Origin of the sequence: Nocardia sp. NPDC049220, assembly GCF_040647855.1 — a bacterium.
Classification (GTDB): Bacteria; Actinomycetota; Actinomycetes; order Mycobacteriales; family Mycobacteriaceae; genus Nocardia.
This window is the reverse complement of record NZ_JBEZDA010000008.1, coordinates 222,325-241,596: the sequence shown is the minus strand read 5'-3', so window position 1 is coordinate 241,596 and position 19,272 is coordinate 222,325. Positions and strand designations below refer to the sequence as shown.

17 protein-coding genes and 1 pseudogene are annotated in these 19,272 nt (G+C 66.5%); 14 read left to right on the top strand and 4 right to left on the bottom strand.

Annotation, left to right across the window (positions count from 1 at the left end; genetic code table 11):
• Positions 1-1,103: 1,103 nt before the first annotated feature.
• The 5 genes from AB0C34_RS19860 (at position 1,104) to AB0C34_RS19840 (ending at position 6,531) form a co-directional block, all read left to right on the top strand.
• The gene (locus tag AB0C34_RS19860; RefSeq protein WP_357074703.1) at positions 1,104-1,985 is read left to right on the top strand and encodes a glycosyl hydrolase family 32; all 882 of its coding nucleotides are present in this window, start codon (positions 1,104-1,106) and stop codon (positions 1,983-1,985) included.
• A gap of 119 nt (positions 1,986-2,104) precedes the next feature.
• On the top strand, positions 2,105-3,517 hold the full coding sequence (locus AB0C34_RS19855; protein WP_357074700.1) for an L-fucose/L-arabinose isomerase family protein: 1,413 nt from the start codon (positions 2,105-2,107) through the stop codon (positions 3,515-3,517).
• A 2-nt stretch (positions 3,518-3,519) separates the two neighbouring features.
• Positions 3,520-5,001, top strand: coding sequence for an FGGY-family carbohydrate kinase (locus AB0C34_RS19850; protein WP_357074730.1), 1,482 nt, complete (start codon positions 3,520-3,522; stop codon positions 4,999-5,001).
• A gap of 58 nt (positions 5,002-5,059) precedes the next feature.
• Positions 5,060-5,524, top strand: a complete 465-nt coding sequence (locus AB0C34_RS19845; RefSeq protein ID WP_357074697.1) for a thioredoxin domain-containing protein — start codon at positions 5,060-5,062, stop codon at positions 5,522-5,524.
• Positions 5,521-6,531, top strand: a complete 1,011-nt coding sequence (locus AB0C34_RS19840) for a glycoside hydrolase family 172 protein (protein WP_357074694.1) — start codon at positions 5,521-5,523, stop codon at positions 6,529-6,531. Before AB0C34_RS19845 ends, AB0C34_RS19840 begins: the two co-directional genes overlap by 4 nt.
• Here the strand turns inward: AB0C34_RS19840 and AB0C34_RS19835 are convergent.
• A complete protein-coding gene (locus tag AB0C34_RS19835; RefSeq protein ID WP_357074691.1) occupies positions 6,522-7,043 on the bottom strand; it encodes a hypothetical protein in 522 nt (173 codons plus the stop codon). The genes AB0C34_RS19840 and AB0C34_RS19835 overlap by 10 nt on opposite strands.
• A 77-nt stretch (positions 7,044-7,120) precedes the next feature.
• On the opposite strand from AB0C34_RS19835, the gene AB0C34_RS19830 reads away from it, so the two are divergent.
• The 5 genes and pseudogenes from AB0C34_RS19830 to AB0C34_RS19810 all read left to right on the top strand — a co-directional run bounded on the left by AB0C34_RS19830 (position 7,121) and on the right by AB0C34_RS19810 (position 11,143).
• The gene (locus AB0C34_RS19830; RefSeq protein ID WP_357074689.1) at positions 7,121-7,447 is read left to right on the top strand and encodes a hypothetical protein; all 327 of its coding nucleotides are present in this window, start codon (positions 7,121-7,123) and stop codon (positions 7,445-7,447) included.
• Positions 7,444-8,850, top strand: a complete 1,407-nt coding sequence (gene xylB / locus AB0C34_RS19825) for a xylulokinase (RefSeq protein ID WP_357074686.1) — start codon at positions 7,444-7,446, stop codon at positions 8,848-8,850. Before AB0C34_RS19830 ends, xylB begins: the two co-directional genes overlap by 4 nt.
• A 177-nt stretch (positions 8,851-9,027) precedes the next feature.
• The gene (locus AB0C34_RS19820) at positions 9,028-9,657 is read left to right on the top strand and encodes a maleylpyruvate isomerase family mycothiol-dependent enzyme (protein ID WP_357074683.1); all 630 of its coding nucleotides are present in this window, start codon (positions 9,028-9,030) and stop codon (positions 9,655-9,657) included.
• Positions 9,658-10,325: pseudogene (locus AB0C34_RS19815) on the top strand (GntR family transcriptional regulator).
• On the top strand, positions 10,322-11,143 hold the full coding sequence (locus AB0C34_RS19810) for an ATP-binding cassette domain-containing protein (RefSeq protein WP_357074680.1): 822 nt from the start codon (positions 10,322-10,324) through the stop codon (positions 11,141-11,143). The pseudogene AB0C34_RS19815 and the gene AB0C34_RS19810 overlap by 4 nt, the downstream one beginning before the upstream one ends.
• Before the next feature lie 150 nt (positions 11,144-11,293).
• Here the strand turns inward: AB0C34_RS19810 and AB0C34_RS19805 are convergent, their stop codons facing one another.
• A complete protein-coding gene (locus AB0C34_RS19805; RefSeq protein ID WP_357074677.1) occupies positions 11,294-11,944 on the bottom strand; it encodes an HAD family phosphatase in 651 nt (216 codons plus the stop codon).
• A 197-nt stretch (positions 11,945-12,141) separates the two neighbouring features.
• Here AB0C34_RS19805 and AB0C34_RS19800 point away from each other — a divergent pair, with 197 nt between their 5' ends.
• The gene (locus tag AB0C34_RS19800; RefSeq protein WP_357074674.1) at positions 12,142-12,816 is read left to right on the top strand and encodes a PaaI family thioesterase; all 675 of its coding nucleotides are present in this window, start codon (positions 12,142-12,144) and stop codon (positions 12,814-12,816) included.
• Positions 12,817-12,991: 175 nt separating this feature from the next.
• Here AB0C34_RS19800 and AB0C34_RS19795 read toward each other — a convergent pair whose 3' ends face one another.
• Positions 12,992-14,155 (bottom strand): sulfotransferase, encoded by a 1,164-nt coding sequence (locus AB0C34_RS19795; protein ID WP_357074671.1) that lies wholly within the window; start codon positions 14,153-14,155, stop codon positions 12,992-12,994.
• A gap of 140 nt (positions 14,156-14,295) precedes the next feature.
• On the bottom strand, positions 14,296-15,459 hold the full coding sequence (locus AB0C34_RS19790; protein WP_357074668.1) for a hypothetical protein: 1,164 nt from the start codon (positions 15,457-15,459) through the stop codon (positions 14,296-14,298).
• A gap of 83 nt (positions 15,460-15,542) precedes the next feature.
• On the opposite strand from AB0C34_RS19790, the gene AB0C34_RS19785 reads away from it, so the two are divergent.
• From AB0C34_RS19785 to cysC, 3 genes are read left to right on the top strand one after another with little or no spacing between them, the layout of a single operon-like run.
• The gene (locus AB0C34_RS19785) at positions 15,543-16,442 is read left to right on the top strand and encodes a helix-turn-helix domain-containing protein (RefSeq protein WP_357074665.1); all 900 of its coding nucleotides are present in this window, start codon (positions 15,543-15,545) and stop codon (positions 16,440-16,442) included.
• A gap of 9 nt (positions 16,443-16,451) precedes the next feature.
• Positions 16,452-17,384: a sulfate adenylyltransferase subunit CysD gene (gene cysD / locus AB0C34_RS19780; protein ID WP_357074662.1), complete on the top strand. Its 933-nt coding sequence runs from the start codon at positions 16,452-16,454 to the stop codon at positions 17,382-17,384.
• Positions 17,384-19,219 carry an adenylyl-sulfate kinase gene (gene cysC / locus AB0C34_RS19775; RefSeq protein WP_357074659.1) on the top strand — a complete coding sequence of 612 codons (1,836 nt, stop codon included), beginning with the start codon at positions 17,384-17,386 and terminating at the stop codon, positions 19,217-19,219. The genes cysD and cysC overlap by 1 nt, the downstream gene beginning before the upstream one ends.
• Positions 19,220-19,272: the final 53 nt, after the last annotated feature.

The following is a 19,272-nucleotide window of genomic DNA, read 5'->3' as shown; positions in this document are numbered from 1 at the left end:
CAAACTCTCCGTTGAAGACTCACGAAACACCCCACAAAGGAGCGAATCAGAAAAATCTGAAACCAGAGTCCGAAAACCCAGCAAAACAATCGCCAACAAAAAGCTGACAAAAAATCCGACCCTCCACACGGGGAGCGAAAGGCCGAACCAAAAAAATTTGGCACTGACATTCATCGACACACTATTGAGTTCTCAAAGAACACACGCACACACATCCAACCCGGAACAACCGGACCTTCAATGAGGCAACTTATCAAGCTTAGCCCAGCCATTCACCCGAACAAAATCGAGTTCTCGATCAAGCTAGTGTGATCGCCAGGCGCTCCTCGTCCTACCTCGTTTCCCAGTCCTTCCGCTCAGCGTTTCCGCTGGGCTTCTCGGCTCCGGGTCGGTGTCCGTGTCGCTCTGACTTGGATAAAGTTACGCGGCGGAAAACGCTACGTCAAATCGCCTGCGCAGCGCGCTATTTCGCAGGTCAGAGGAACGCGATCGACGCGGAAGGCGCCGCAATGGCGCAAATGTGATTCAAGCCACCGGAAAATCGCGCCTCGGCTTTCCCGATCCGCAACGAACGCGGCCGCTATCGGCGAGAGCGCGCGGTCGGCGCTGCGGCACCGCTGCATCGACGCTGTCTCACGAGCGGCGGGCGGTCCGACGGCAAAACGATCAGGACTCCGCCACCCGGACGCCCGACTGCATCCGTGCGATGTCGGCCGAGTGGACAACTCGCTGATCCATTGCGGGACACGAGCCATGCCGCGCCTGTGGCAATGCGCTACCCCAACGTCATCGCCATTGCTGGTCGCGTGGTCGAGGAGACCGGCGCGGAGGGGTACGAGAGAGGGGTCGTACTTCGGGGGACGACGCACAAGCGGTGTGTCTCGGAAACAGCCACCGATGGCTGTCACGCCGAAGGCAGCCGGTCGAGGGCAAAGTCAGAAGTATGACCGTATGTCCGACCACGACCGACGCGAATACAGATGAGAACCGCATCGCTTGCTTCCGACGGTCGTGCTCCATGTGTAGCCGGTGTGGCAAGCTCGGGCACACCGAAATCTGCGCAGCGGTACCGCGCCGACTACCGCGGGCGTCATCATGAACCTATGGTGACGCGGGAGGCGGTTCGGGCAGGCGCATTCGTGCGGATCTACAACCCTGGTGTCGGTGAACTGCATCCTTGGTATATCAACGACCACACGGTCGTTCGGGATCACGCCGGGCGATGGCATCTGTTCGGGATCACGCACGCCGAACCCGCGAACCCCTTCGACGAGATCGAATTCGCGCACGCCACCGCCCCGCGGCTGAGCGGACCGTGGACCAAGCACGCGCCCGCGCTACAGGTGAACCGGGGCTACGGGGAAACACATCTGTGGGCTCCATACGTGCTCAGCGCGCACCGGCGGTACTACATGTTCTACGCGGCAGGCGGCCACGACCGTACCGACGCGGCGCTGAACCTGGCCACCTCCACCGATCTGTTCCAGTGGACCAGACAGCCGACCGGACCGCTATTCCATGATGGGTACGACGCCCGCGACCCGATGGTGACGCGGGTGGGCGACCAGTGGGTGCTGTACTACTGCGCGACCAGTGCTGCCACCGGCGGACATCACGTTGTCGCGTATCGCACGAGCACCGACCTCACGCATTGGGGTGAACGACACATCGCCTACACCGATCCGACCACGGGCACCGAGGCCGGAAACACCGAATCCCCCTTCGTAGTGCGGCAGGAGGGCTGGTGGTATCTGTTCATCGGTCCGCGCCCGCGCTATGTCGGCACCGACGTGTTCCGCAGCGAGAGCCCGTTCAGTTTCCACATCGGCGACAAGATCGGCCACATCACGGCGCACGCCGCCGAGGTGGTACACGACGAGGGTGGTCGCTGGTGGATCACCAGCGCCGGCTGGGGCCAGGGTGGGGTGCACCTGGCACCACTCACGTTTCCGCCTGCGCGGGTCACCAAAGCGGTTCCGCGGTAAGCGGTCCGGTGCATCGAGCCCGGCTCGATTTCGCGATTCGCGCCATCGTGCCCGGTCCCGACTGGTATCTGTTGATCGAGTCGAACTCACCGAACCACCCACCTACGGGAGGGACCGGAATGGCCCGTATCGGCGTTATCAGCATTTCCGATGGCCGCGACTATGTGCATGCGGGCATCGCCGACTTCATCGCGACCAGCGAAGACCGCCTCGTGGGCGCCCTCACGGCCGCGGGACACGAAGTGGTCCGCGGTGCTGAGTCGATCAGCGACAACGCAGTGGCGAGTTCGGTGGCCCGCGCAGTCGCGGCGGCCGGGGTCGACCTGACCGTCCTCCACTATGCGGTGTGGGCGTTCCCGCACTTCACCATGCTCGCGGCCGGCGCGACACCCGGCCCGTTGCTGTTGCTGTCGAACATCGATCCCGTGCAGCCCGGCATGGTCGGCATGCTTGCCGCCGGCGGCGCGCTGGACCAGATCGGCCGCAGACACAGCCGACTGTGGGGCGATCCCTCCGATCCCACGCTGATCGAGTCGATCGGTGTCCGAGCGCGGGCCGCCGCGGCCGTATCCAGTTTGCGTGGTGCGACATTCGGACGCTTCGGCGGGCGGCCGATGGGCATGAACACCGCGGTCGCCAATACCGACCAGTGGCAGCGACTCTTCGGCATCGACGTCGAGGAGATCGACCAGTGGGAGATCGTGCGGCGTGCCGAACTGGCCGACGCCGCCGAGGCGAAGGCCGCGCGGGAGTGGTTGGAGCGATACACCGCCGGCGTGCACTACGACGGCGCGAAGCTCACGCCGGAACTGCTGGAACGCCAGATCCGTTCATATCTCGCGGTGCGCGAACTGATCGCCGAGTGGCGGCTGGATTTCTCCGGCATCAAGGGGCAGCCCGAGCTCACCCAGTACTTCGCCACGATGGACGTCACCGAGGCCTTCCTCAACGATCCCTATGACTGGAATGGGCCGAAGCAGCCACACGTCTGCGCCACCGAGGCGGACATGGACGGCGCGCTCACCATGCAATTGCTCAAGCAGATCGCGGGCACCCCGGTACTGTTCGCCGACGTCCGGCACTATCACGCCGATCGCGACATCTGGGACCTGTGCAACTCCGGCCAGCACGCCACCTGGTTCGCGGCGCGCAGTGCGGACCCGGCGGAGAATCTGGCGAAGGTGCACCTGTATCCCGAGGTGTTCTTCTTTCCCGCGGGCGGCGCCTCGGTGCACCACGTGGCCGCGCCGGGTCAGATGACTCTCGCGCGACTCACCCGAATCGACGGCGACTACCGGATGCAGCTGATGCTCGGTGAATTCGAAGACTACGATCAACAGACGAACGAAGCGCTGATGAGACAGTCCACCTGGGAGTGGCCGCACGCGTTCGCGCGATTGGACGCGCGCGCGGAGGATTTCCTGTCCCGTTTCGGCGCCAACCACATCCACGCCGTGCCCGGCGATCATCGGGCCAGCGTGCGCGAAACGTGCGATCTGCTCGACATCACGTTGGACGAATTCACGCGGTGACCATGTTCCTCGGCGTTGACATCGGAACCGCCAGCTCGAAGGGCGTCCTCACCACGGAAGACGGCGCGATCGTCGCCAAAGCCGAACGAGCGCACGGTGTTTCCAGGCCACATCCCGGGTGGGTGGAACACGACGCGGAGACGGTCTGGTGGGCCGACTTCGTCGCGCTCACCCACGACCTCGTGCGCGCGGCCGACGGCACGGCGATCGACGGACTCGCGGTGTCCGGCATCGGCCCCTGCCTGCTGCCCGCCGACGCCGAGGGCAGGCCACTGCGCCCGGCCATTCTCTACGGAGTAGATACCCGGGCGGGTGCCGAAATCGCCCACCTGAACGACGAATTCGGCGAGCAGGCGGTCCTCGAGCTGGCCGGATCGCCGCTAACCAGCCAAGCCGTCGGCCCGAAGGCGCGTTGGCTGGCTCGGCACGAGCCGGAGGTCGCGGCGCGCACAGCGATGCTGTTGATGGCGAGTTCTTTTCTGGTACACCGCCTCACCGGACGGTATGTGCTGGACCATCAGTCCGCCAGCCAGTGCGTGCCGCTCTACGACCTGCGCGGGCGCGCCTGGGCCACGGACTGGGCCGAACGCGTGGTGCCGGGTTGGGCGTTGCCGGATCTGGCTTGGCCGACCGAGATCGTCGGACATGTCACCCCGGACGCGGCGGCCGTCACCGGACTCCCGGCGGGGTTACCGGTCACCACCGGCACGATTGATGCGTGGGCGGAGGCCGCCAGCGTCGGTGTACGCGCACCGGGCGACGCGATGATCATGTATGGCACCACTCTGTTCCTGGTGCAGGTGCTCACCGATCCGCGTCCACATCCTGGGCTGTGGGGCACCTGCGGCACCTGGCCCGACACCTACACGCTCGCCGCGGGGATGGCCACCTCGGGGGCGATCACCGACTGGCTACGCGAGCTGGTCGGCGGCGAGTTCGCCGATCTGGTCGCCGCTGCCGCCGAGGTGCCCGCGGGTAGCAGGGGCCTGCTCGCCCTACCCTACTTCGCCGGTGAGCGCACTCCCCTCTTCGATCCGGACGCCAGAGGCATCCTCGCGGGCCTGACGCTCGGGCACGGCCGCGCCGAGCTGTATCGCGCGGTGCTGGAAGGCATCGCCTACGGGGTGCGGCACAACCTGGCGGCGATGACCGAGGCAGGTGGTCGCGCCGAGCGGCTGGTCGCGGTCGGCGGCGGCACCAAGGGCGGCCTGTGGACCCAGATCGTCTCCGACGTCACCGGTCTACCGCAACAGCTGCCCGCCGAGACGGTCGGCGCCTGCCTCGGCGACGCCGTACTCGCGGCCGAAGCCGCAGGTGTCGACACGTCCACGTGGAATCCCGTCATCGGCACCGTGCAGCCTTACCCTGAGCGCACCGCGAAATACGAGCCCTACTATCAGCACTATCGCGACCTCTACCAGCGCACGGCCGATATCGCGCATTTTCTGGCGGCCGAACAACATCGCGCCGGCACTGCTTCCTGATTCCGATCGTTCATGCGAGGATTCAGGGTTGATTTGTCGGACACAATACGAGGATTTCATGCCCACAGTCACCCTGACCCAGCAGAACTTCGACACCGTCGTCGCATCCAATCCCATCGTGCTCGTGGATTGGTGGGCAACGTGGTGTGGGCCCTGCAAGTATTTCGCCCCGGTGTACGACGCATCGTCGGACCGGCATCCTGAGATCGTGCACGGGAAGGTCGACGTCGACGCCGAGGTCACCTTGACCACCGCCGCGCGAGTCACTCAGTACCCGACGCTGATGGCGTTCCGTGAGGGCATGCTGGTGTACTCGCAAGCTGGCGCCTTGGCCGCGGATGCACTCGAAGACCTGGTGCAGCAGATCCGGTGGCTGGACATGGACCAGGTTCGCCGGGAAGTCGCCAGGCAGTCCGATACGCAGCAGCTGGCCACGACGTCCGCGTCAGCGTCCAAGTCCGGTGGTTCGGACAGGATGGCCGGGCCTGCCCCCCGGCCCCGATACGGGTGGCCCGGATTGTGACGACACCGGGCGCGGATCTGTGGCGGCTGGACGGCGCGCGGACCAGATCGGTGAGCGCCGAAAATCCCACAGGTGCTCCCGGCGCGGGCGCGCGGGCGACCGACGGTACCGGCGCACACGCGGCACGGCTGCTCGGCAACGGCTGGAAAGTGTCGCCCTCGATTGCCCTCGCCGACGGTGAAACCGCGACGCTGGCAGACGTTTCCGGCCCCGGAGTGTTTCGGCACTTCTGGTTGACAACGGAGCGTACCGCTCTGTGTGCGCTGACGCTGCGCATGTACTGGGATGACGAGCCGGTGCCCGCGATAGACCTTCCGCTCGGCGATTTCTTCTGCAACGGGTGGGGCGAGTTGGCACTGTTGAGTTCGGAAATGGTGGTCGTCGCCCCGGCCGGCGGATTGAACAGCTACTGGCCCATGCCATTTCGCCACCGTGCGCGAATCACGCTGGAAAACCGCTGCGGGCAGACCGTTCCGGTCTACTACCAGGCCACTTACACCGAAGAGGACCTCCCGGACTCCGTCGGTCAGCTGCACACACGCTGGTCACGTACGCCTCGGCTGGGTACGCCGGCCGTGCACACGATTCTGGAGACGGTCTCGGGTCGAGGCCGCTATGTCGGCACCTACCTCGCCATTCGCCCTGGGGCGCCGGGATGGTGGGGCGAAGGCGAACTGAAGTTCTATCTGGACGGTGACATCGCGCATCCGACGATCTGCGGCACAGGCACCGAGGACTATTTCGGTGGCGCTTGGAATTTCGACCTGGACGGGACATATCGGACATATTCCACGTCGTATCTCGGGCTGCATCAGGTGCTGCCGCCGACGGAGATCTATCAACCGGATCAGCGATTCGGGATGTACCGCTGGCACGTGCGCGATCCGATCTGTTTCGACCGCGATCTGCGCGTCACCGTGCAGGCGCTCGGATGGCAGGACGCCGGAGCGTACCTTCCGCTCACGGACGCCGACATCGCGACCACCGCGTGGTGGTATCAGTCCTGATCGGAAGAATTCGCCGGATTCGGTTCCGCACATTCCGCCGCCATCAACTCGTCGGCACGCGCCAGTGCCGCGTCCATGCTCGCGGTCAGGTCGTCCAGCTCCGTCAGGCCACCCAGTACTGTCATACCGTCCAGCAGGCCGGTGAGATCGTCGCGCACAGCCTGGAGTTCGGCGATTTCCGGATCGACCGGGAACCACGCTACCGCGGTGTGCCACCACGGATCGTCGCAGAGCCAGGCCCACAGCACGTCGCGCACCAGTACCGGGTCGGACGTGTACATCTGCGAGGACGTGGTCGACCCGGCCCGATGCTCCAGTTCGTAGACACCGTCGTCCAGTAGACGGGCGCTGATGTCGTGCAGGCCGCCGCGGGTGAGCTCGAGGATGGGGCAGTGCGGATCGGGTGGTTCGTCGAGCAAGTCGCCGAGCACGGCCTCGGTCAGTTCCGGCAACGCGGTCCCGTCCCCCGCGCGGATGCGCACGTCGGTGGAGTCGCGTGGAGGGGTGCTCACCGGGAATATTCTGCCCGATGTCGTCGAATACCTTGAATGTGGCGAGCGGGCGACACCGCGGGGTGCATGGTGTTGATATGCGTGCGGCAGCGAACAAGGCGGCTCGGCGATTCTCGGTGCGTGACGCGTCCGACCGGATCCCGAAGTCGAACTACCTGCCGGTCGAGTTCAAGGGCGCCCGGACCCGAGGACAGGATCCATCTATCGGCGACGAGGAATTCCCGCCGATTCCGACCCCGAGCGGTTCCGGCCACGAGTTCACGCCGATCGCTGCGCCGACGTCCGGCGCTACACCTCTGCGGATACCGGACAATCCCTCGCCGCTATGTGGCGGCTACGACCGCGGTGTGATCAGACGGGGTGCGCGCCGGAGTGCGATCGACGACCCGGATCCGCACGTATGACGACAGTCGCGGGGGTGGACAGCTCGACGCAGTCCTGCAAAGTCGTCGTCTGCGACGCGGACAGCGGCGCAATCCTGCGCCGCGGGCAGGCAGCGCATCCCGATGGGACGGAGGTCGCGCCCAGCGCATGGTGGGACGCGTTGCGCACGGCAAGCACCGGACTACTCGACGGCGTCGACGCGATCGCCGTTGCCGGCCAGCAGCACGGGCTGGTCGCCTTGGACACCGAGGGCACCACGGTTCGAGATGCGCTGCTGTGGAATGACACCCGCTCCGCCGCAGCGGCCGAAGATCTGATCACCGAACTCGGTGGACCGCGAGCATGGGTCGACGCGGTCGGCAGTGTGCCGCTGGCCGCGCTGACCATCGCCAAACTGCGTTGGATGACCGACCACGAGCCGGAACTCGCCGACCGCACCGCGCACGTACTGCTGCCGCACGACTACCTGACCTGGCGGCTGCGTGGCGGCGAATCGGGGCGCGTGCTCGAACCGACCACCGATCGTGGCGACGCCTCGGGCACTGGATATTGGTCGCCCGGCACCGGCTGCTATCGCCACGACCTGCTCGCCTTGGCCTTCCGTGGACGCACCCCCGCGCTCCCCCGAGTGCTCGGCCCGGCCGATGCGGCGGGGCGGACGCCCGCGGGCATGCTCGTCGCCGCGGGGACGGGCGACAATGCCGGGGCCGCACTCGGTCTCGATATCGTGGCGGGCGATGTTGTGATCTCCCTCGGTACCAGCGGAACGGCCTTCGCGCGGGCCGACAGCGCCTGCGTGGACCCCAGCGGCGCGGTGGCCGGATTCGCGGACGCGACCGGCGCGTTTCTCCCGCTGGTCTGCACGCTCAATGCCGCCCGCGTCCTGACTTCCACCGCCGATCTGCTCGGCGTGGACCTGGCCACCCTGGAAACACTCGCCACACACGCGCCGCCAGGCGCCGACGGCGTCGTCCTACTCCCTTATCTGTGCGGTGAGCGCACTCCCAACCTGCCGCGAGCCGCGGGAAGTCTGCACGGGTTGCGGCCGGGCGCCATGCGCCCCGCGACCGTCGCACGTGCCGCCTTCGAGGGCATGCTGTGCAACCTGGCCGACGCGCTCGATCGGCTCGGCGATGTCGTCGCGGCGCCGCGGCGCGTCCTGCTCATCGGCGGCGCTGCCCGCTCACCCTTGGTCGCTGAGATCGCCGCCCAGATCTTCCACGTCGACGTGACCGTCCCGGAGCCGAACGAGTACGTCGCGCTCGGCGCCGCCCGGCAGGCTGCCTGGGCACTCCTGGGTGGAGCGCAGCCCCCCGCCTGGCACCCGCGCACCGTCTCCGAAACCGCCGCACCGTCCGACGACCTGATCGGGCGGCAGATCCGAGCCGAATACCACAGGGCGCGCCTGGCGCTCTACGGCTGACCGGCACCGCCCCGCTTCGGGCAGGTCCGCTGGTCCGGGCAGATCGCGGTTGGCCGGTTTCGCGGCACCTTGCCACATCCGAACACCCACGCTGATCGGTGCACCGATGACTTTCTGCGCCGAGCGGCGTCGTCAGTCAAGGATGATCGGATCACCCCTGGTCGAGGAGATGAATTCATGACCGATACCGAAGTGCGGACGGCAGTCGCGGCAGAGCGGACCGATCTCGCCGACCTCTTGTCCGGACTCGATGCCAAAAGCTGGGACGCACCCACGCTCTGTGCGGGCTGGCGAGTGCGTGAAGTGGTCGCGCACATCACCATGCCTTACCGCCTGTCGAGTCCCCGCTTCATGCTGGGAATGATCAAGGCACTGGGCAACTTCAACCGAATGGCCGATCGCAGCGCGCGCGACGACGCCGCGATGCTCAGCGCCGACGACCTGGTGCGCTCACTGTGCGACAACATCGATCACCCGTGGAAACCGCCGGGCGGCGGATTCACCGGCGCGCTGAGCCACGACGTCATCCATGGCTTGGATATCACGGTGGCCCTCGGACTGGACCGCGTGGTACCAGAGGACCGGATGCGCCTGGTGCTGGACGCGGTGAAACCCAAGAATGTCAAGTTCTTCGGCGTCGACCTCGAGGGCGTCGAGTTGCGCGCTGACGATCTGAATTTCAGCTACGGGTCCGGCGCGGCGCTGTCGGGTTCGGCCCAAGATCTGCTGCTCGTGCTGTGTGGTCGCAAGCTGCCGGAAGGGCACCTCAGCGGCGCACCGGCGGCACGGTTCACAATGCCCGGGTAACTGCCAGTAGCTGCCGTTGCTCGGGTCCATCCGGTCGCCGCACAACCGGCCGAACCACTCCTGACGCGCATCCGGGCGGGTGGATGGCCGCTCGGCCAGCGCCTGCCGGGCCAGACCACGCTCGCCGCGCAACTCGGCGTAAGACGCTCCACACTTCGCGAGGCGGTTCGCGAACCGGTGGGCGAAGGCGTGCTGAACTGTCGCCAAGCGCAGGTGTCCTCGTGACCGCACTCGACCCACCCGAGGACTGGGATAGGGTGTCGTGCCGGACCACCATCGCCTCGGTGATCGAAGCTCGCATCGCCATCGAGGCAGAGGCCGCATCGCTCGCCGCTCACCTGGCGCACGCCTGCCGCTCCGCCGCACGCTGGCTGCCCGTGCGCCGCCTGGCGAGCCGGTAGCCGAGCAGGTTGACGCGGACAGGTCGTTCCCTCGCCGCAGTCGTCGTCGCGGCGCACGATGACGTGCTGACCCCGCCGTTCGACGGCTTCCTGCCCCGGCTACGCCTGGTAATGATCGATATGATGAGGATTCGCGCAATCCCCTCCGAGCCGGCGGATCACGCCGCGCACGAACGGCTCGCCGAGGCGATGTCCGCCGGGAATCCGATCGCCGCATCGGAGTGCAGCCGTACCCACCCGACCGCGTTGAAGGAGTCGTTCACGTGACCGAGGCCCTCGTGCTCGAGCTGACGGACGTGACGTTCCGCCGCGCGGGCAAGAAGATCATCAACGGCATCTCGCTCAGCGTTCGGGCAGGCGAGCACTGGGCGCTGCTCGGCCCCAACGGCGCCGGCAAGAGCACGCTGCTCGGCTTCTGCGGCGCAGTCACCTTCCCGACCACCGGCAGTGTGCGTGCACTGGGACAACAGCTCGGCCGCGTCGAATTGCAGCACCTGCGCCGCGGCATCGGCCACGTGAATCCGCGCCACCCACTGCAGTATCCACGCACCATCCGTGAAGTCGTACTGACCGGCATCACCGCGACGATCGACACCCCAATGCGCTGGACACCGACCCCGCAACAGCTCGCCCGCGCTGACGCTCTCATCGACACCGTCGGTCTGATGGGCAAAGCGGACGAGATCTGGCCCACGCTGTCGCAGGGCGAGCGTGGACGCACGCTCATCGCCCGGGCGCTGATCGCCGAGCCTGAGCTGCTGCTGTTCGACGAACCGTCCACCGGTTTGGACGTCGCCGCGCGTGAACAGTTGTTGGAAACGATCGACACGCTCGATCAGACCCATCCCGGTGTCGCCTCCATACTGGTGACGCACCACTTGGAGGAATTGCCGAGCACCACCACGCACGCCCTGCTGATCGCCGACGGCCGCACCGTCGCGGCAGGTCCCGCGCTGGAAACGCTCACCAGCCCGAATGTCACCACCGCCTTCGCGCACCCGGTCGAGGTTCGCTACGACGATGGACGCTGGTCCGCCCGCGCCGCCCGCACGCGGACCGCGTGGCCGACGCACGCTGCGGACTGATCCCGCCCCGCGCCGATGACCTGGCGCTCCCTAACACAGGCGCGGCCTCGCCACGCCAACATCGGGCCGCTGCCGCACCGGCTCGAGGACGACCCTGCCACCGTTACCGGAACCCCTGAGTTCCTACCGCCGCTGACTCACAGTCGCGGATCAATCGCCGACCAGCGCCGGGGTCAACTCGTCGAGACCAGAGATCACCCGGGTGGCCAGGGCCAACGCATCAGGCGCGGGTGGGTACTCCGGCCGCGGAGCAGCGATAACGCGCATTCCGGCGGCGTGGGCCGAGCGCAGGCCGTTGCTCGAATCCTCGATGGCGGCGCACTCGTCGGCTTGTTTACGCAGAAACGTCGCAACTTCGGTGTAGACGTCCGGTGCGGGCTTGCCGCGGTCGACCTCCTCGGTGGAGAACGTGACGGTGAAGAACTCGATCAGACCGGTCCGGCCGAGCACCGCATCGATCAGGCGGCGCGGCGACGAACTGGCCAGACCGAGCGGCCATCGCTCGCTCATCCGCTGCACCGCCTCGACGGCGCCGGGCAGCAGCGGAACCCCATCCTCGTAGTGCTCGGACATCCTATCGATCACCTCCCGCGCCACGGTCTGCGGCGGCTCGCGGACCCCGAGTTCACCACTGAGATACTCCGACCATTCCTGGGTGCTCATACCCATCAGACGCTGCTGGGTGTCGGGCAGCCACTGCCCGCCTTTCTCCGCGACGTAGGCGCGACGTACGCCCTCCCATACCGGCTCGGAGTCGAGCAGAACACCGTCCATGTCGAACACGACCGCCGTGATACCCATGCGCACAAAGCCTTTCGCCAGCCGAGCCGGTCAGGTGTCGATACGGACCGACGCTCGACTCGGCCCGCTGCCCATCCGGTGTCGCACCCGGAAATGAGTGTGTTGATCGCGCCCCAGCCTAGGGGAAGCAGTTCGGGTCGGCGGGACCTCCGCACCCGCCCGGCGAGCATTTGACCGGCAACCTATAACTTGTTCCTATGACCGAACAGCAGGCCGACGCACTGCCGAACCAGGAACACCATGAGGGCGGGTTCCGGCCGATGACCGAGCTGATCGCCGCGCACGAGGCCGCGCAGGACATCGACATCACTCGCGGTGGACCGCACTACGGCGAGTTCATCGAGCAGATCCGTGGCCTGATGGACCGCGCCCGGTTGGCCTGTCCCTCCGACGAGCTGGCGGTGCGAGCGATCGGTGTCCTGAAGGAACTCAACGACCGGCTCGACGACGCAGTGGTGGACGAGTGGTCGACCCCCACCTGGACTCGGTTCGACCTGCCCGCGCGCGGCAACATCACGCTGCCGCCGTTCTTCATCGACCACGTGGATCGCGATGGCGTCGACGCCCGGGTCACCTTCCGCACCTTCCATCTCGGCGGGAACAACGCCGCCCACGGCGGTCAGATCGCGATCGGCTTCGACGATCTACTCGGCATGGCCGCAGCCGTCCACGCGGGCGCGGTGACCAGAACCGCCTCGCTCACCATCGACTACCGTTCGATCACCCCGTTGAACACCGAGTTGAAGGTGCATGCCTGGGCCGAACGGCAAGAAGGGCGAAAGGTATACGTCCGCGCCACGTTGCACCACGGTGAGCGTCTGTGTGCCGAAGCCCATGGTTTGTTCATCGTGCTCCAGCCGGGGCAGCCGTGACCTGTCGCAAGCCGCGACAGGTTGAGCGCTGACCCGTAGCCCTCCGCGCCCGCGCGGAAAAGAGTTGTATAACAGCACTGTCGCCACTCGACCCGACGAGATGGACGCGCGAGGTGTCATGGTGGTCGGCCTCGGACGCGCCGATCTTCTCGAACGACCGGTGTGCGCCGTCCGATCACCGCCCTGGGAAATGAGCTTCCCGGTAGGCAGCGAACCGAGCGTCCACCTGATCGGCGGTCAGCCCGAAATCGGCGAGGGTGTATCGGTGCGTAGGGCGCGCTGCGCCCGACCTGCTCTGCGCGTGCAACGCCGCCATCGCCGAGATCGCTTGCTCGGTCGACGGTAGCTCGAAATACCGGTAGATCGACTCGACCGTGCCGATCGGATCGCTGACGAAATCGTCGTAGTCGATGTCGCAGAACTGTGCGGGATCGTGCCGTTTGCGGTCCATCAGGAAGCGGTCCGCGCCGCGTGCCCACAGATCCAACTGCGTCGCACCGACCACCGGCCCACGGAACTTCTCCGACCAGCCGGCCGACGCCTGCTCGTTCAGGCTGCAGACCGAGGCGATAATGGTCCGTGGATCGCGGTGCATCTGGATGATCAACGCGTCCGGATAGACCTCGAAGAGGGCATCGAGGGCGAACAGATGGCTCGGATTCTTCAGCACCCACCGCTTGCCGGCGTCCGGCAGGCCGATCAGCTGCAGGTTACGCCGATGCCTGCGGTATGCGGGTGCCCAGTCCCTGCCGCGCAACCACGTGGAGTAGCCGGGAAGATAAGCCAGGCATTCGTAAGACACCGACATGGCCGACTGCCGCAGCAACTGCCAGCATTCCTCCACTTGATCGGCCGAGATGTGATGCACACCCATGAATTCCGGATGCTCGACGTGATGCTTCTCGTAGGCGGCCGCGAGACGCTGATACACCGGGTTGCTCGTCCAGGTGTCGCGTGGCGGACGTGGCTGCGGCATCTCGGTGAGCCACATCTCGAGCCCTTGGTGCGCCGGGTCGGCGTTGAGCAGCCGGTGCACCGCCGTCGTGCCCGAGCGCGGCAGGCCGGTCACGAAGATCGGCCGCTCGATCGGCACTTCGGCGTGTTCCGGAAAACGCTGCCAGGCCGATTCGCTGAGCAGCCGCGCGATCAGCGCGCCGCGCAGGAAAGCGCGATGCACCTTGTTACCGAGCGGCGTGAGTTCAGCGTCCTCGGCATACGACTCGAGTAGCACTCCGAGCCCGTTGCGGTAATCGTCGGCCCCGAAGTCGTTCAGTCCGACGACTTTGGTCGCCGACGCATGCAGATCGCCGATGGTCCCCACGTCGTCTCTGCCGATCACGTTTCATCTCCTCGGTGTCTGTGCGGGATACCCGCACCCGGTCGGGATCGTCAGCGCTGCGCGAAGGTGGCTCACCACGATCGAGTGCCCAAAACCTGGTCCGACGCGAGCGACCACGACCACCTGGTCCTGCACCGAGTTCACCCGAGCATCCTCTCCGCGACCGCGACCTGCCGTGCCGCGATCCGCGCGCGCCATTGCCGTGGCGTGACGCGCGCCTGGTCATAGAACGGCAATCGCTCGGGTAGGTCGTCGACCGACACCACCTCCACGGTCGGACCGTCGTCAGGTTTCATGTCCCTGGACAGCCGCTGCCAGCGCAACTGCAGGTATCCCCGCGCGTGCCCGGTGCGTTCGATCCAGTTGGCCAGACCGGGGTCGCGCTCGCTGACCACGAGGCGGATCATTCCGTCCCGGTCCACGTGCGCCTGGTCCGCGGTGAGGCTGGTCTGGTGGTTGATGTAATCCAGCGACAGGTACCACATGCTGCCGAGCTGGAACCCCTGGTATGGCGCGTCGGATTTCGGCACCGTGATGAGCATCGCCTGGTCGTTGTCCAACTCGTAGTGGCCCACCGAGGAGAATTGCGTAGTGAGCCCACCCGGCGTGGAGCGCGGCTCGGTCATCGTGTTGACCGGCAAGTTCAGATAGAACCATTCCGGAAAGGCCAGGAAGGTTTGCAGCCGGGCCACCAGCATTTTGCCAGCCACGCCGTATCGTTTGGTGAGCAGGTCCATGGTCAGCGGCGGCGGGGTCTCGCCGATCCGGTCGATTCGCTGGATACGGAGGGCGCCCCGCTTCTCGGTCGACCAATCGCTGTGCACCTCCCGCACTATCAGCATCGCCGCGTCGCGGCCCAGGTGCACGTAGCCGGGACGTGCCGGGCCGGGACCGAACCGGAGCTCATAGCGCCCGTCGGGGCCGATCTCGAGTTCGCGGTCGTCGAAGGCGGTGAGGCTGTCGGGCACATCCACCGGCGAGTAGTCGCCGTTGAGCACCTGAAAGCTCAGGTCCCGTGTGCTGCCGCGCGTGCCGTTCACCACGTACTCCGCGTCCGGCCGCAGGTAGGCGTGGAAATACAGGGTGTCGGGATTGTCCAGCCCCATTTTCGTGTACGGCCCGGTGGACTGCACGAAGAACGGGAAGTCCCGCTCATAGGCCCAGGCCATCTGCAGCGAGGCGCGGATGCTGCCCGCCAGATAGTCGTAGCCCTCGATGAGGTCCTGTTCGGTACGGATATGCCTGGCTCCGGTGATGATCTGCTCGGCGGCGGCGATGGCGTCCGCGAACGGCTGTGTCAGCAAGAGGCTTCTCCAGTGTTCCAAATACGTACCACTCTGGTACATTTCATCCATAGCGAGATTAGAACGTGTTCCAGGAGTGGTCAATGGTCGGCCGTCGATCCGCACCCACCGCGCGAGTGGTTCAGGTACTCGATTTCTTCGTCGAGCATCGAGGCAAACGCTTCGGACTCTCCGAGCTCGCTCGCGCGCTCGACCTGGCGAAACCGACCTGCCTGGGCATCCTCACCGAACTGACCGCAGGTGGGTACCTGGTGCGCGACGCCCACACGCTCAGCTACGGCCTCGGGCCCGCGCTGATCGCCGCGGGCCGGGCAGCGCAGGACAACTTCGCCATCTCGGCACTCGCCCGGGTCGAACTGGAGAAACTCACCGACCGCTACCGCACGACCTGCACCGCGTCGGCCGTGATCGGCGAGCAGATCATGGTGCTGGAAAGCACCGGGCCGGGCCCGGTCAAGGTCGGTACCGCGTACCATTTCGCCCCACCGGTCGGCCTGATGTACGTGCTCTGGGACACCGACGCGGCCTTCGACGCTTGGCTGGCGAAACCGCCCGCAGTGCCCTTGCAACAGGACGAAGCCCGATTACGCCAAGTCGTCGCCGAGTGCCGCGAGCGCGGATTCCTGGTGGAGAGCACCACCGCAGCCGGTCGCAGGTTGTATTCGCTCCTGGCCGGCGTCGCCAACCGCGATCTGCCCGACGAACTTCGCGAACTGGTCGGCGAGCTGGTCACAAGCCTCGGCGAGCGGGTCTATCTCGGCGCAGATCTGCGTCCACGCAAAGAGCACGCGGTGAGTCTGCTCGCCGCGCCGACTTATCGCGGCGACGGCAGGCAGAACATGGTGCTCACCATGCACGTCGGCGCGTCGATCACCGGCGCCGACATCGCGCGACGAGGGACGGCCCTGGTCGCCGCGGCCGATGCGGTGACGGCGAGTTCTGGTGGGCACAAACCATTGACCAATCACCGAAACGTGTTCTAATTTTGCGGTGTGAGCCAGTACGTGAAGTCGACGACGGGCAGCTACGAGCTACCTCACCTGGGCGCGCTCGAGGCCGAGTCGGCGCACATATTCCGGGAAGTAGCAGCAACGTTCGAACGCCCGGTGTTGCTGTTCTCCGGCGGCAAGGATTCGGTGGTGATGCTGCACCTGGCGGCAAAAGCCTTCTGGCCCGCGCCGCCGCCGTTCCCGGTGCTGCACATCGACACCGGGCACAATTTCGATGAGGTCATCACCTACCGCGACCAGACGGTCGCACGCTTGGGGCTACGCCTCGTAATCGGGCGAGTACAGGACGACATCGACGCCGGCCGGGTGGTCGAGGCGACCGGCCCGCGAACCTCCCGCAACCGCCTGCAGACCACTACCCTGCTGCGCTCGATCCAGGAGGGCTCCTTCGACGCGGTCTTCGGTGGGGCACGTCGCGACGAGGAGAAGGCCCGCGCCAAGGAGCGGGTCTTCAGCTTCCGCGACGAGTACGGCCAGTGGGATCCACGCAGCCAACGCCCCGAATTGTGGAACCTCTACAACGGCAGACACGGTGCGGGCGAGCATATCCGGGTATTCCCGTTGTCGAACTGGACCGAACTGGACATCTGGAACTACGTCGCCACCGAGGGTATCGAGCTCCCCGCGCTGTACTACGCGCATCGCAGGCCCGTAGTGCAACGCGACGGAATGTTGTTGGCGTACACCCGCTTTCTGGAACTCCTCGACGGCGAGCAGCCCTACGACGCCACCGTTCGGTTCCGGACCGTCGGCGACGCGACGTGCACCGGCTGCGTCGAATCCACCGCGGCCACCCCGGAAGAGGTGGTGGCCGAGGTAGCGACTGCGCGCGTCACCGAGCGGGGCGCCACCCGCGCCGACGACCGCATCTCCGAGGCAGGCATGGAAGATCGCAAGCGGGAAGGCTACTTCTGATGACGACCACACTGTTGCGGCTGGCCACCGCGGGCAGCGTCGATGACGGCAAGTCCACCCTGATCGGTCGTCTGCTGTTCGACTCCAAGACCCTCTTCACCGACCAGCTCGCCGCGGTGGAGCGCACCAGCCGCGACCGCGGCGACGACTACCCGAACCTCGCACTGCTGACCGACGGACTGCGCGCCGAACGTGAACAGGGCATCACCATCGATGTCGCACATCGCTATTTCACTACGCCGAGACGAAAATTCATCATCGCCGACACCCCTGGGCACGTCCAATACACCCGCAACATGGTGACCGGCGCCTCCACGGCCGATCTCGCCCTGATCTTGGTGGACGCCCGCAAGGGCGTGGTGGAGCAGACCCGCCGCCACGCGTTCCTCGCGAGCCTGCTCGGCATCCCGCACTTGGTGCTGTGCGTGAACAAGATGGACCTGATCGGTTGGTCGCAAGATCGGTTCGAGCAGATCCGTGCGGAATTCACCCGGTTCGCCTCCAAGCTGGAGGTCTCCGACCTCGCGTTCGTGCCGGTGTCGGCGCTGCACGGCGACAACGTCGTACACCGCGGCGCGAGCATGCCGTGGTATGAAGGCACTCCCCTGCTGCACCATCTCGAAGAGGTACACATCGCCTCGGATCGCAACCTGATCGATGCGCGCTTCCCGGTGCAATACGTGACGCGCAGGCACGCTCAGGATTTCCGCGGCTATGCCGGAACCGTGGCGGGCGGAGTATTCAAGCCGGGCGACGAAGTAGTGGTGCTACCTTCGGGATTCACCACCACCGTCGAGGCGATCTGGGGACCGGGTGGCACACCGGTCGCGGAAGCCTTTCCTCCGCAAGCGGTCACGATCCAGCTCACCGACGAACTCGATATCTCCCGGGGCGATCTGATCTGCCGACCGAACAACCGTCCATGCGCAGCCCGTGACCTCGACGCGATGGTGTGCTGGTTCGCCGCGGACGCCCAGCTCACGCCGGGCGCGATATACACCATCCGGCACACCACGCGGGCGGCGACCGCCGAGATCCGCACCCTGGACTACCGACTCGACGTCAACACACTGCATCGCGACGAAGACGCGGAGTCGTTGTCGCTCAACGAGATCGGTCGAGTCCAACTGCGTACACGTCGACCATTGCTGTTCGACCCGTATCGCCGCAACCGCGCTACCGGCAGCTTCATCCTCGTCGACGACGCCACCAACAACACCGTCGGCGCCGGTATGATCACCGGTCCGAGCCTGCCCTCCTCCCGGGTGGTCTGGCATGCCACCGCGGTCGAGCGCGACGAGCGCGCCACGCAAGGACTGACCGTTTGGCTGACAGGGCTGTCCGGCTCCGGCAAGTCCACGGTCGCCGTGGAGTTGGAGCGCAGACTGGTAGCGGCGGGACGGCCGGCATTCCTGCTCGACGGCGACAACCTCAGGCACGGGCTCAACGCCGATCTCGGGTTCAGCGCGGCGGATCGCGGGGAGAACGTCCGGCGCGTCGGCGAGGTGGCCAGGCTGTTCGGCGAAGCCGGTGTGGTGGCGGTGGTCTCGCTGATCAGCCCCTATCGCGCCGACCGGGACCGGGTACGGGAAAGGCACGAGGCGGCGGGCCTGCCGTTCCTCGAGGTCTTCGTCGACACCCCGCTGGCGGTGTGCGAAGCCCGCGATCCCAAGGGCATGTACGCCAAGGCGCGCGCGGGTGAGATCCGCAATTTCACCGGTATCGACGATCCCTACGAGCCGCCGGCGAACGCCGACATCGTCCTGCGCCCCGACCACGGCGACCCCGCGTCGATGGCCGCCACCATCATCGCGCGTCTGACCCGACTGGACTGAGCCCGCAGGACGGCAGACCTCGTCGACACCGGCCGGGAACCCCGGCCGAGCGA

What these genes read in the sequence shown, in the direction of transcription:
- AB0C34_RS19805 (WP_357074677.1), bottom strand. Translation starts at nt 11,944, where the DNA reads ATGGGTATCACGGCGGTCGTGTTCGACATGGACGGTGTTCTGCTCGAC.
- cysC (WP_357074659.1), top strand. Translation starts at nt 17,384, where the DNA reads ATGACGACCACACTGTTGCGGCTGGCCACCGCGGGCAGCGTCGATGAC.
- xylB (WP_357074686.1), top strand. Translation starts at nt 7,444, where the DNA reads ATGACGACAGTCGCGGGGGTGGACAGCTCGACGCAGTCCTGCAAAGTC.
- AB0C34_RS19845 (WP_357074697.1), top strand. Translation starts at nt 5,060, where the DNA reads ATGCCCACAGTCACCCTGACCCAGCAGAACTTCGACACCGTCGTCGCA.
- AB0C34_RS19860 (WP_357074703.1), top strand. Translation starts at nt 1,104, where the DNA reads ATGGTGACGCGGGAGGCGGTTCGGGCAGGCGCATTCGTGCGGATCTAC.
- AB0C34_RS19830 (WP_357074689.1), top strand. Translation starts at nt 7,121, where the DNA reads ATGCGTGCGGCAGCGAACAAGGCGGCTCGGCGATTCTCGGTGCGTGAC.
- AB0C34_RS19850 (WP_357074730.1), top strand. Translation starts at nt 3,520, where the DNA reads ATGTTCCTCGGCGTTGACATCGGAACCGCCAGCTCGAAGGGCGTCCTC.
- AB0C34_RS19855 (WP_357074700.1), top strand. Translation starts at nt 2,105, where the DNA reads ATGGCCCGTATCGGCGTTATCAGCATTTCCGATGGCCGCGACTATGTG.
- AB0C34_RS19800 (WP_357074674.1), top strand. Translation starts at nt 12,142, where the DNA reads ATGACCGAACAGCAGGCCGACGCACTGCCGAACCAGGAACACCATGAG.
- AB0C34_RS19820 (WP_357074683.1), top strand. Translation starts at nt 9,028, where the DNA reads ATGACCGATACCGAAGTGCGGACGGCAGTCGCGGCAGAGCGGACCGAT.
- AB0C34_RS19785 (WP_357074665.1), top strand. Translation starts at nt 15,543, where the DNA reads ATGGTCGGCCGTCGATCCGCACCCACCGCGCGAGTGGTTCAGGTACTC.